The following is an 11,974-nucleotide window of genomic DNA, read 5'->3' on the forward strand; positions in this document are numbered from 1 at the left end:
GGATTTTTCAGGGTGAAGTATAAAAACTCAACTTGAGGTAGTGTATAGCGGCAGCGAATTACCAGGAACACCTCCGGGATAGGAAGGATGCTATAGTAAAAATATTACTATTAATGTCATCCTGCTTTTTTTCGGGTTGATTTTTTGCCAAATCCCTGACCTGTAAATTTTTTCAAAAAAAGTAGGGGTAAATCACCCACAAATTTTTGTGGGTGATTTACCCCTACTTTGCTTAGTTCGGGTGATTTACTTTTACACAATGACAGAAACTCAAGTAATAAAAATTGCTTTAGCCGATGATCATGCGGTTACGAGGAGAGGAACTATTTCACTTTTAGAAAGCCTGGGTGGATTTAAGGTGGTGACCTCAGCCGGGGATGGGAAAGAACTCTTAGAAGAATTAGCGAAAGCGGAGCAGCAAGCGGATATCTGTATTGTCGATATCGCAATGCCTTCTATGGATGGGTTTACCCTGACCGGGCAATTGAAACGAAAGTGGCCTGAAATCAAAGTGCTGGCTCTTAGTACCTACAACTACACTAATTATATTATCCGGATGATCCTGGCAGGAGCCAATGGGTTTTTGAAGAAAACCTGTGAAATCGAGGAGATCAAAACCGCATTGTATGCCATTTACCAGGACGGCTATTACTATTCAGAATGGGCGGACAGTGCGGTATTTCACCTTGCACATTCCAAATCGCTGAAATCACAAAACCTATCCCCAAGAGAATTGGAATTTATCCGCCTTTGTTGTTCCGAACTAAGCTATAACGAAATAGCAGAGCAAATGGAAACCACCTATAAAACAGTAGAAAGCTACCGTGAACGGGTATGTAATAAACTCAACTTAAAAAGCAGGCCCGGCCTGGTCATGTATGCCGTTCAAACAGGCATCTATTGCCTGGATATTCATATAGACCGGGACGACTTTGTACCAATCATTAAAACCAAAAACTGAAGTATATATGAACAAGTACAAGATTTTTTTAGGTGTTACCATTTTTCTGATGGCTTGCGAACCTGCTCAAAGTGATTCCTCTACCGGGAGCAATGCGTCAGGTAATTTACAATCTGCATTTCCGACAGAGTCAGCCATCCCATTGGATTCGGCGAATAAAATGATCAACAGTTACCTCACAAGCATCAATGCCAGCACCGATACAACCAAGATCCAATCCCTGATTTTTGATGCCGAACCATTGCGGTACTACCTCAATGATATGGCAAGTAGCGGGGATATCACCCATGTTAAACTGATGTTCGCGCATTCATTGGATTATATCAATAGTGGAAACCAGGGGGTAAATGCCGGGTATCAGACCGGTGCATTGACCATCATCATAGCTGGGTATGATGAGGATGGGGATTACATTCTTTATCCAGGTAGCACTGCTTTAAATAAGGCCACTTTTTGTCCCCCGATTTGCCCGCCGGGTGCTGCGGGTTCACCTACTTTTCCAACTAATTAGACCAACTGAAGCTTTTATGTATTATGCAGGTATCGTTTTTGTCTTGTTGTTTTCATTGTTGCCTTTTGGGATAAGCCTTCTCAGGTGGAAGACTCTGGATTTACCCAGCAGAATATTTTCTGTTCTGCTGGGGTTTGTGTTTGCTGTGGAATGCGTGGCAACTTTTTCGGCCATTCGCTATCAAAACAATCTGGCTATTTACAATGTATCAGGTTGGCTGCAAATGGCCTTGATTTGCCTGTACTTTAATTTTAGTATTTACTGCTTCAGGAAAATACACCTGGGTATTTACCTGGCAGTAGCCAGCATCATACTCGGCATAGTGAATGCACTTTATTTCGAACCACTGGGGAAAACCAACACCTTCTATCTTACTTACCAGGCAGTGCTGGTGTTATTGTTAGGTATTCTCCTATACACAGAGCTATTGCTGAAAGAAGGCTACGTCAACACCTACAGATCAGTACATTTCTGGCTGGTGCTGATCCTGGTACTGTTTAACAGCCTGACTTTAGTCAATTTTTCCCTTTATGATTTTTTAGCAGACCTATTAAGCGGAAGCGTGTATTTGCTGGCGGTATATATATGGATATGTGGGGTGCTGGCCAACCTCGGCTTCACATTGGTATTTATTTTTTATAACCGGTTAAACCCAACTTATGGAAAGTAAAGGAATATTAGCACTTGCCGTAGGTTTAAGTATCCTCTTTACGGCATTCGTCATGATGGCTATAGGAATTGTTGTTGCTGCCCGAAAAAGGCTAAACAACTATTACCTGGAGCGAGAGCAATTATTAGCGGCCAACCTGGAGGAAGGAGAACGTACTATGAGCCAGATTGCAAAAGAAGTCCATGATAATATCGGTCAATTGACTTACCTGTTGAATATGACGATTCAAAGGGCCAGGAAAGTAACCAATGAAGTAGAACGGGAACAACTGCTCTTCTCCGCAGGCCAGCTTTCTGAAAAAGTCCTGTTCTATACCCATAATATCAGTAACTCCCTGAACAGTGAGTATATCAAGAGGCATGGCTTATACTTTAAGATCCAGGAGGATATCGAGCATATTCGGAACTCGGGAGAGATCGAAGTGAACCTGGATATTACGGGAAGCGGCAAGCCTGCGGACCCCAATAAGGAATTAGTCGTATACCGGATTGCCCAGGAAGCAGTGCATAATATATTAAAACATGCTTCAGCCAAACGGATTGATATCAGTCTTCATGTGTCGTTAGTGGAGTTTACATTAATCATTCGAGATAATGGAAAAGGGTTTGAACTCAATGAAGCTTTAGCCTTGGAGCGAAACGGGCTTAAAAATATGATGAGCAGGGCCAATTCCCTGAAAGGCGAACTTCAGATAATTACCCATATGGGTGAGGGGTGCGAAATCTTATTCAATACCCGGGAATTGAATATACAACCCACTAAAAAACTGAAAAGTCCAATGACGTAAACATCCACACTATGCTATTTTATATTGGTTCACCTGGTGAAGTGTTTGAGGCGAAGCATATGGACCTGCCCCAGGAAAGCAGGTACCTGCTACTGCCTTCGGCCAAGGCCTATATAACTAAAGGGAAGTTTGGGTGGATACTGTCCCAGTATATCGGGGAAAAGGATATCGTGGTATGGCAGCATCATTTTTTTATCCATGAAGCCTGCAATCTGATATTGGAAAATTTACGACCAACTATCCTACTGAATTTTATGATTAAAGGCAACCCATCCGGCAAAATCCCGGGGTTTCGTGGAGATCCTGTGGAAGAAGGGAATTACAGGCTTTTTTATATTTCCCGGTTGAGACATCCGGTTTCATTTATCCCCGGAACCTATCATAACATACACCTTAACTTTGATCCTGACTACCTCAAAACAATCATCGGGAACAAACTGAGATTAAAGCAATTGCTGGCTAGTATTGTTCCAAAAAAATCTCAAATATCACTTTACATAGCAGGCCAAATAACACAGGATGACCGGGCGGACCTGATGGAATTACTTTGGTCTGAAAAAGATACAGCGGCTTCTCAAAGGCACTTCAGCCATATTGCCGGAAGGCTTCTGTTAAGATACCTTCGGAAACATCATGAAATCAAAGACGATATTTCCATACTTGTAAAGTTCATAGTAAGCCATATTGACCAGCCGTTGAACATTGAATTACTGGCGAGGTACTGTCATAAAAGTAAAAGTGAAGTACACCGCCTATTTAAACAGCAATTGGGTATGAGCCCTTATCAATTTATTCAGCATAAGCGGGTGGAAATAGCAAAGGAGTATTTGTTGAAATCAAATTCCAGGATTGGCACTATAGCCTTGGCATTGGGGTTTGAGGACTTATCCGGTTTTTTAAAGGTCTTCAAAAAGCATACTGGTTCAACACCAACTGAATTCAGGAAGTCGTTTAATTGCTAAAAATGGACACATGAAAAATACAGGAATGGCCATCTGATTTTGAGAGGAATGGCAATACGGGCTGGAAAAGGCTGGATTTAGATTTGCAATAGCAACTTAAAAAAATTGTATGCCTGTCCGTAATAGAATAATTGAAGTAATCGTAGCCTTGTATATCCTTCTTTGGATCTATGCCGCTGTGAGCAAATTACTCGACTTCGAGGTTTTCAGCGTCCAGTTGACAAAATCCCCTGTACTTGGAGACAATGCAGCTTTACTTGCAGTTTTGGTTCCTGGCGTGGAAATTATCCTGGCTGTTTTACTCACGGTTCCGGTATTCAGGTTGATGGGTTTAATCGGCTCATTTCTCCTGATGTCTGCTTTCACTATATACTTATTTGTAATCACCCGGCATAGCAGTTATGTTCCTTGTAGTTGTGGAGGGATACTGGAAGGGTTATCCTGGGACAGCCATATAATATTTAACCTCTTCTTTATAGGCTTGTCCGTTTGGGGTATCCGAATGACACTTATTAACAAAGAATTTTTTTTAAACAGGAAAAAGGAATAGAAGTGCTTAGCACTATAAAAACATATTTCATCTTAATGGAAGAGTAACCCAGGGCGGGTGCTGCCCAGTAACTACGCGATCCTTCTAAAAGATGAAAACCAGTCACTGATGAACTTCCTGCCATCTTCTGACTGAAAATATAAGCAGGCATGGTTTAACCGCTCTGAAGTTTTAAAATAGAAACCAAGGGTAGTATTTATTTTCAAACATTCTAAACTTTTAAGTATGAAAAAGACTGCTTTAAAATCCCGTTTTTCTTTGATGGTATTCGCATTGCTAATGGGTATCGGAACTGCTGTGGCAACCAGCCCTGTGGTTGCAGGACCTACAGATCCTTGTACCAGTCAAACATTATGCGACTTCAATCCTGACGAAATCTGCTGTGCGGTTATAGTAGGTGGACAGGTTGTGGACTACCAACAAGGGGACCTGCGTCCTTAATTATTTTTTTCACTGCGGTGCTTCGGAAATCCGAAGCACCGCTATTATTTTTTTATGACCAGATCCACAAAATTATTTGCAATTGCTACAATAGGTTGCCTGTTGTTCTTTCTCATCTTTTATTTCCTGCTGAAAATGAAATTGAGTGCTGAGCCCGTTGAAGCTTTTACCAGGTATCCTGCAAAGGCCTACCCTGAGTTGTTGTTTCAACATGATGTAACTGAGGATATTTTTGATATTTCTGGGTGTGACAGCACGGGGATATACCTCAGGACATCGAAACCGGGTAAATTCATAAAAGCTCCCTTTCAAGGAGATTCGATAGAGATAATTGATTGCGCAACAGTGAATCCATATTTCAGTACCAATAAATTCCATTCACATTACCTCGAGGGTGAAATGTTCTTCATCGCGACTAAGGCCCATAACGACTTTAACCATGTCCTTATTAACAATGAGCCAATTTGCCATGAGGTAACTTTACCTAATGCCATTTCTCGTACCCTGTTACTCAAAAATGACATTTTGATTGCCCGGGGGATCAGCGGGGCGGGTAAAACCCAAACACTACAGAAAATTAACCTGAAGGACGGAGCCGCCCTTCAGGAATACAGTTTTCACGATGATTACCAGGATGCCGGCTTATTACAGGATGGCGTATTTTCCTATGACCCTTATACCTCGACCATAACTTATGCCTTTCTTTATCAAAATGGGTTTCTTTCCCTGGATACTAACCTGAAATTAAAATATGCAGCCAAGACAATTGACCAAAGGGAAGGTATAGGCGCCCGGGTCACTAAAACAGGAAGCGCATATACCTATGAAGGAGTGCCGGAAAGAGTAACTTCCATGACTACAGCTTTTAAAGGGACACTATATATCGGTTCCAATATTTATGCTTCTAACGACAGCCTGGCATCCGGTTCAGGAATGCTCCCAATTGACACCTATGCCCTGACTACAGGTCAATACAAAGGTAGCTTTTATCTGAAGCAGGATAAAGGTGAAAGGATCAGGAAAATATTGATCCACTCCGACCTGCTCCTGGCCTGCACCAGAACAAAGATCATCATGTATAGACTTGTACATTAAGCGCCCGGGTTAATGATACTTTGTATCCAGTCGTAATAGACGGATACCCTCATCCAGCCCGCAGATGTACCGTACCTGTCTTCAGCCCTGAGCTTGTCATATCCTGAAGAACTACAAACACCCGCCAGTAGGTACTCATCATTTTTAATAATAAACATGCCTCCGCCGCTGTCCCCTCCGGTAGGTGTGTATTCGAGAGGTAAGGGCTCTTTGTCTCCCATAATATTACAAGAATCCGGATCATGGGGACTGTCAAAATCTGTCCAGAATGCCAGAAAGGCTCCTGTATCAGGGTCCCTGTTTTCGCTAAGGGTATCAATCATGTTCATTCCGGCGATTTTCTTATCATAAAACTCAACCAGCCCTCTTGGTTTAGCAGGGCCGGACGCTCCGAACCCGACCCCGTAACCGATGTTTCCTACTTCTTGTAAACTTTGATTTAATTTTGGAATGGCGATGCCTTTCACGGGGTGGCAAAGCCTGAGTACCGCTAAATCCGTCCTGATGGAGTCTATATGAAAGTAAGGGTGTATAAAAATTTCAGCTACGGCGTATTTCTCTTCATTAAATTCTATGAAAATTTCGGTTTCACCGCTTCTGACCTTTTCATCCTTGAAAAGTGCAATATGCCCCGCTGTCAAGACATAATCTTCTTTTATCAGGGTACAGGAACCACCTCTTTTTCCTGTTGAGCTTACAATACGCCCCACACAATCGAATTGAGGCTCTTTAGCAAGTTTTAAATACTCCCGCTCATTTACATCATCTCTGAATATACCTGCCATAACCAAAGGCAGGCAAAGTAATAAAAGGTATTTTTTCATAAGTACGATTATCTTGGATTTTGAACCATATCTGTTGCTGAAATAACTTCATCGGGGATAGGTAAGGTGTACCGGAAGTCATTGGGGGGTAATTCATATACCTGATCTTCAAAATACCTGAAAATGGATACTGCAAAATCAGGCTCCTGGTTGAACCTGCGTAAATCGGAGAAACGAAGGCCTCGGAACGCCAGCTCTTTTCTTCTTTGATCTATGACCATCAGAATGGCATCTTTGACGGTTTCTGCTTTTAAAGGCTTGAATTCTTCATACCGGTAACGGTTGACAACCAAAGCGTTTAGTACAGCTATTCCGGATTCAAGGTTTCCGGTCCTTATCTCACATTCGGCTTTTACCAGGTACATTTCAGCGGTGGTGATGCCACCAAACAAGCTTCCGGGCCCTCTATTGCCATTATAAGTCCCTTTAAACATCATGCCCATCGGGCCCAATCTGAAAAAAGCCTCTTTCCTGATATCGCCATCTTCATAAGATTGATACAGTGATGTATCCACCAGGCTAAATGAGCTGGATAAAATAGAATAGTTGGCCAGTGCAGCATCAAAATAGACTTCATCATTAAATCTCGTGAAAGGAGCGTTTCCCCCACTGTTGATCAGGTTGTAATCCAGTAAGGTGCTATTAACTTCCAGGGCATTGTTCGCTGCTTCCAAGGCTGAATGATAATCCCCTAATACCAGGTAATACCTGGCCGCCAATCCATAGGCTGCGGCTTTTGAAGGCCTGGTTTTAATAGAAACACTTGTTGGTAGCAGAGCAATGGCAATTTCCAGGTCTTCACCAATCTGATCGTATGTCCTTTCCATAGTTGCCCGGCTTGAAACCTCGCTAACTTCCGGATTAAGCCTGAGCGGAATGCCGGGAGTAATTGCTGCTTCGGATGACTTATATGGAGGTGCAAATAAATCAGCGGCCTGTAGAAAGGCCCTTGCCCTATGAAAATGGGCCGCACCTTTTATCTGGTTCCAGTTTTCGGCCTCGGATTCTGTGAAATTTTCTTCCACACCTCCAATAATTGTATTGGCGACAAAAACCGTTCTGTACAGCACGTACCAGTCATTTGAAGGCCTGCCGGCATATACATCTTCTTTTACCCAGAGATATAGATTTCTTTCAAATTGGTTACTCACTGAAGAAAAAGCCTCGTCCGGTATGTAATAATCGTCAGAAGATATTTGTCCGAAGGAAGGAAATAAATTAAAGTTGTTCGGATTGTTTAGCAGTAATTCATAATCTGCTATATCCTCAGGTACCACCAATGCCTTGTTGGGGCGTTCCTCCAGCCATTCCCCGGAACAGGAGAACAGAATGATAACCGTCATGTATATTAGGATTCTGTGAGTTTTCATGATATTAGGTTTAAGTTGATCAGAAAGCTATTCTAAAGCCTGCTGCGATAGTGCGTGGTAATGGTAATGCTGTAGCATTGTTTACAGGCACATAGTCCGGGTCAATCTTTTCCCGGTTCGCCCTCCATATAATACCGACATTGTTCATATAGAGGTATAATTCCACAGGCATTTGCCCGGTTCCGGCGGTTAAACCAGACGGGAAGCGATAGCTAATGCGAATGTCTTGTAACCTGGCGTGAGAGGCATTAAGAACTGTAATGTCTGTGTACTGGTAAAAATCATTCCTGGCAGTGTTAGCCAACATGGGAAGGGAAGGTATATTAGTGGTCGTTTCATCGCCGGGTTGAAGCCAACGACGCTCAAAATCTACATGTCCATTCCAGTTTCTGCTGATTGCTGTGAAATCAACTGTACCCTTTCGGAAGAAATATCCCAGCTTATAAATTACATTCATAGATAGACTGAATTGTTTCCAACTGACATCATTCATGATAGAGCCGAAATAGGTGGGCCTGGCGCTGCCGTGGAAAATAAGGTTGGAAAGGTCCGTTGTGCTCCTGAGTGCACTGTAATTATCCGTTATCATACCATCCAGGTAGCCAAGCGGGTTGCCGTTTTCGGCGTCAAGCCCCGCGAATTGATAACTATACATCCCGTACACGGGTCGTCCCTGGACAGGAATAATATTAATTGGAGAACCGGCAAATGCCGCCTGTTGCTGTGTGATAGTATTGCCTCTGAGGATGCTGCCGAGATTGATATCCGTTACCTCGTCTTTTACGTAACTGAATAGGAGCCTGGTATTCCATTGCACGCTTTTATTGATGTTCACCGTTTGCACCTGGACGTCCCATCCATTTCCTTTGATTGAAGCCACATTTCCCTTATACCGCAATACACCGGTGGTTGGGTCCGCTTCAATAAACCCGAGCAGGTCACTACCCTTTTTTTGGTACCATTCCAGGCTGCCTGAAATCCTACCATTAAAAATACTAAAATCAGTTCCTATGTTGAAGATCGCTATCCGTTCCCATTTGAGATCGGGGTTGGGTGGATTAATGATATCGGAAGTGGGCAATAAGGTACTAAAATCAATAGAGCTGTTGGCTGTTGTATATGCGGTTACTGATTTGTCAATATTGCCGTTGATCCCGTAGGTGCTTCGCAATACTAATTGATCTATTACATCTGAATTCAGAAATGGTTCTCCTGTGATAAGCCATTTAAATCCCGAAGACCAGAGCGGAACCCTTCTCTGGTTGGCTGCAACCCCGAATAAATTGGATTCATCCATTCTGGCACTGGCGGAGAAAGTGTATTTTCCAAGGTAGGTGTAAGAAGCATTACTGTAATAAGACCTGAACCTGTCAGTGAGATCAGTAATCGTCCGTAGACTGGGAATATTGTCGGTAAAAATGGTTGAATTGTATAACTTATAAAGAGTATTATGGTTAACAGCCTGGCTGGTCAGCCTGGAAGGATTGTAACCGTAAAGAGTGAATGTATCTCCGTTTCTTTGAGTTTCCTTAACTTCAAAACCTCCTAACGCCGTTATTTCATGGCGCTGATTGATGTTTTTATAAAAATCCAATTGAACCCGGCTTGTATGTCCCATCAAGGTGTTTGTAAAAGTGGACAATATTTCCCCTTCCGGAACAGGCCTGGACAATGTGCCATCTTCATTGGTTTGGGTAAACCTGTTGATCAGGTTCCTGGTTTCATACATCTGTTGGTTCCTGAGATCAGTATTACGGTCAACACTACTCTCCATTTGGTAACTGGCCATAATTTTCAGCCCGGGAAGAATCTGGTAATTGAGCCCGGTATTAACCCTGATGTAATCAGCTTTCTGCCTATTATTGGATTGTTGTAAATCACCTAGAGGATAATAGGACCAGTCGAGTAAACCCGCGCTTTCCGCTTCTTCGGTAAAAGGGGTTCTGTATCCCCATGCCACAGGCAATGCCTGGCCGTCATTATCGGCTAATCTCGCATATGGATATAAACCCTTTGTCCCGGTAGAAGAATTGAGCATTCCGTAACCAGGGTTATTAATCGCCCCTTTGTTCTGAATATACATCAGTCCTGTTTGCAGGGATAATCCCTTGAATAAGGAAAAGGTATTTTGGGAGCTGAGTGTCAACCTTTCCGAATGATTGCCAACAAGGTTTGACAGGTTCCGGTCGTATCCCGCTGAAAAGTAGTAACGCACGGCAGCACTGCCCCCCGACGCATTAAAAGCATATTGCTGTGATAAACTGTTTCTCTGGAAGTACCTGTCGAACTCTTCCCGGACATCAATTTCCTGGAACTGGCTCAATTGTGTATTCACCTCACTCTCGCTTATTAGCCCATCTCTTTGAGCAATTAATAATTCTACAACAGGAGAAAGCGGCGGCCGGGTGAACGTATTTGTTTCTTCACCACGATAGAAACTGCTTTGAAATAACTCCCGCTCCATTTCGATAAAAGCTGATGAGGATACCATGGGTTTATAATTTAAATCCGGACGCGCCCCAACTGTGACATTACTATTAATCTCAATTCTTAAAGGTTGGTGTAGTTTGCCTTTCCTGGTATTGATGACGATGACGCCGTTACCTGACCTTGTTCCCCAAAGCGATGCGGCGGCGGCATCTTTTAATACTGTGACCTGATCAATGTCATTGGGATTAATATCTTCCAACCTCCCGTCAAAAGGAAACCCGTCCAGGATGATCAACGGTGATGCGTTACCATAAATAGTACTGTTCCCCCTGATGGAAATGCTGGGGGCTCCTGTACTGCTTCGATTAAACAGCACACCATTTGTCACCCCTTCAATCCTGCTGAGGACATCAGGAGAAACCCGCCTGTTGAACAATTCCTGATCTACAATTGAGAATGAACCTGTCGCTCTTTCCAATGGAATTGTCTCGTAGCCGGTACTTACAGTTACACCCTGCAATTGTGAGATGCTTTCCTTAAGTGTGATTTTCAATTGAGTACTATTTCCTACTTCTACCTCCTGGGTTTGGTACCCTACCATCCGAAAAACAAGTATTGAATTATCAGGGATTTCCCGCAGAATAAAATAACCATCTGCATCTGTAACTGTCCCTGAGCTACTACCTTTCACTTGAACAGTAACTCCAATTAACGCCTGCCCAAGACTGTCTGTCACGGTTCCTGAAACCTCTGTTTGAAAGTCATTGATATCAGGGGCTTCAGGTATTGGCTTAGCAAGCGGGATTTTCTGCTGAGGACTATAAGTGACCAGGATCTCCCCGTCAGACTCTTTATAATTAAAGGGTAATTCTTTAAAGAAATGATCAAGTACTTTTCTTACAGGCCAATCCCGGGCTGATATACTAAGGACATAATTTCCTGAATACACCTCGCCTCCGTACACCAGGGGAATTCCGCTGCTTGTTTCAAGCTCCTTTAGTGCTGTGGCCAATGGGGCTTTTGCCAGGGAAAGCGTTACCTTTTTATCAAGGGGGGATTGTCCGTTGGAAGGTATGGCCATCAACGTGGCTGCTGAACAGCAGATAATTCCGAGTATGACGGTTGACCATCTCATAAACCTGAGGATTAACCAAATGAGCGACTGCATTATTCGCTGTAGCGAAGTGTGTTGCTCATACTTTCCGGGTACTTCGGGTAGCCCCGCATTGGGGATATGCCCGGTCCCGGTCCATGCACCTATTGCATGGGGGAGTAGATTTTTTTTCATACTTTTATTGCGTTAAGTGATGTGGAGGTATCGCTGATTTCTAGGTTGGAAATACCGCCACGGTAAATACTGCTTAATGTCACTC

At 43.1% G+C, this 11,974-nt stretch carries 11 protein-coding genes; 8 read left to right on the forward strand and 3 right to left on the reverse strand.

The features are described from left to right. Positions 1 to 259: 259 nt before the first annotated feature. The 8 genes from ID165_RS23745 to ID165_RS23780 all read left to right on the forward strand — a co-directional run bounded on the left by ID165_RS23745 (position 260) and on the right by ID165_RS23780 (position 5,977). Complete coding sequence (locus tag ID165_RS23745; protein ID WP_144603973.1) at positions 260 to 961, forward strand: response regulator transcription factor; 702 nt, start codon at positions 260 to 262, stop codon at positions 959 to 961. Between the two features lie 7 nt (positions 962 to 968). After that, positions 969 to 1,472 carry a hypothetical protein gene (locus ID165_RS23750; RefSeq protein WP_192347893.1) on the forward strand — a complete coding sequence of 168 codons (504 nt, stop codon included), beginning with the start codon at positions 969 to 971 and terminating at the stop codon, positions 1,470 to 1,472. A 16-nt stretch (positions 1,473 to 1,488) separates the two neighbouring features. Then, positions 1,489 to 2,142 (forward strand): hypothetical protein, encoded by a 654-nt coding sequence (locus tag ID165_RS23755; RefSeq protein ID WP_144603971.1) that lies wholly within the window; start codon positions 1,489 to 1,491, stop codon positions 2,140 to 2,142. Further along, entirely contained in the window at positions 2,132 to 2,929 is a 798-nt protein-coding gene (locus ID165_RS23760) for a sensor histidine kinase (protein ID WP_144603970.1), read from the forward strand. The genes ID165_RS23755 and ID165_RS23760 overlap by 11 nt, the downstream gene beginning before the upstream one ends. 11 nt (positions 2,930 to 2,940) lie before the next feature. Further along, the gene (locus ID165_RS23765; protein ID WP_144603969.1) at positions 2,941 to 3,891 is read left to right on the forward strand and encodes an AraC family transcriptional regulator; all 951 of its coding nucleotides are present in this window, start codon (positions 2,941 to 2,943) and stop codon (positions 3,889 to 3,891) included. Between the two features lie 109 nt (positions 3,892 to 4,000). Beyond that, positions 4,001 to 4,441 carry a MauE/DoxX family redox-associated membrane protein gene (locus tag ID165_RS23770; protein ID WP_144603968.1) on the forward strand — a complete coding sequence of 147 codons (441 nt, stop codon included), beginning with the start codon at positions 4,001 to 4,003 and terminating at the stop codon, positions 4,439 to 4,441. A 225-nt stretch (positions 4,442 to 4,666) separates the two neighbouring features. After that, positions 4,667 to 4,882, forward strand: a complete 216-nt coding sequence (locus ID165_RS23775) for a hypothetical protein (RefSeq protein ID WP_144603967.1) — start codon at positions 4,667 to 4,669, stop codon at positions 4,880 to 4,882. A 54-nt stretch (positions 4,883 to 4,936) separates the two neighbouring features. Further along, positions 4,937 to 5,977: a hypothetical protein gene (locus ID165_RS23780; RefSeq protein ID WP_192347894.1), complete on the forward strand. Its 1,041-nt coding sequence runs from the start codon at positions 4,937 to 4,939 to the stop codon at positions 5,975 to 5,977. Here the strand turns inward: ID165_RS23780 and ID165_RS23785 are convergent. The 3 genes from ID165_RS23785 to ID165_RS23795 are packed head-to-tail and all read right to left on the reverse strand — an operon-like array spanning position 5,974 to position 11,889. Then, positions 5,974 to 6,801, reverse strand: a complete 828-nt coding sequence (locus ID165_RS23785) for a trypsin-like serine protease (protein WP_144603965.1) — start codon at positions 6,799 to 6,801, stop codon at positions 5,974 to 5,976. The genes ID165_RS23780 and ID165_RS23785 overlap by 4 nt on opposite strands. Before the next feature lie 8 nt (positions 6,802 to 6,809). Beyond that, positions 6,810 to 8,171, reverse strand: a complete 1,362-nt coding sequence (locus tag ID165_RS23790; protein ID WP_144603964.1) for a RagB/SusD family nutrient uptake outer membrane protein — start codon at positions 8,169 to 8,171, stop codon at positions 6,810 to 6,812. A gap of 19 nt (positions 8,172 to 8,190) precedes the next feature. Further along, complete coding sequence (locus ID165_RS23795; RefSeq protein WP_144603963.1) at positions 8,191 to 11,889, reverse strand: SusC/RagA family TonB-linked outer membrane protein; 3,699 nt, start codon at positions 11,887 to 11,889, stop codon at positions 8,191 to 8,193. Positions 11,890 to 11,974: the final 85 nt, after the last annotated feature.

It is taken from the genome of Algoriphagus sp. Y33 (assembly GCF_014838715.1).
GTDB lineage: Bacteria > Bacteroidota > Bacteroidia > Cytophagales > Cyclobacteriaceae > Algoriphagus.

What these genes read in the sequence shown, in the direction of transcription:
- ID165_RS23795 (WP_144603963.1), bottom strand. Translation starts at nt 11,889, where the DNA reads ATGAAAAAAAATCTACTCCCCCATGCAATAGGTGCATGGACCGGGACC.
- ID165_RS23760 (WP_144603970.1), top strand. Translation starts at nt 2,132, where the DNA reads ATGGAAAGTAAAGGAATATTAGCACTTGCCGTAGGTTTAAGTATCCTC.
- ID165_RS23750 (WP_192347893.1), top strand. Translation starts at nt 969, where the DNA reads ATGAACAAGTACAAGATTTTTTTAGGTGTTACCATTTTTCTGATGGCT.
- ID165_RS23780 (WP_192347894.1), top strand. Translation starts at nt 4,937, where the DNA reads ATGACCAGATCCACAAAATTATTTGCAATTGCTACAATAGGTTGCCTG.
- ID165_RS23775 (WP_144603967.1), top strand. Translation starts at nt 4,667, where the DNA reads ATGAAAAAGACTGCTTTAAAATCCCGTTTTTCTTTGATGGTATTCGCA.
- ID165_RS23790 (WP_144603964.1), bottom strand. Translation starts at nt 8,171, where the DNA reads ATGAAAACTCACAGAATCCTAATATACATGACGGTTATCATTCTGTTC.
- ID165_RS23785 (WP_144603965.1), bottom strand. Translation starts at nt 6,801, where the DNA reads ATGAAAAAATACCTTTTATTACTTTGCCTGCCTTTGGTTATGGCAGGT.
- ID165_RS23745 (WP_144603973.1), top strand. Translation starts at nt 260, where the DNA reads ATGACAGAAACTCAAGTAATAAAAATTGCTTTAGCCGATGATCATGCG.
- ID165_RS23755 (WP_144603971.1), top strand. Translation starts at nt 1,489, where the DNA reads ATGTATTATGCAGGTATCGTTTTTGTCTTGTTGTTTTCATTGTTGCCT.
- ID165_RS23770 (WP_144603968.1), top strand. Translation starts at nt 4,001, where the DNA reads ATGCCTGTCCGTAATAGAATAATTGAAGTAATCGTAGCCTTGTATATC.
- ID165_RS23765 (WP_144603969.1), top strand. Translation starts at nt 2,941, where the DNA reads ATGCTATTTTATATTGGTTCACCTGGTGAAGTGTTTGAGGCGAAGCAT.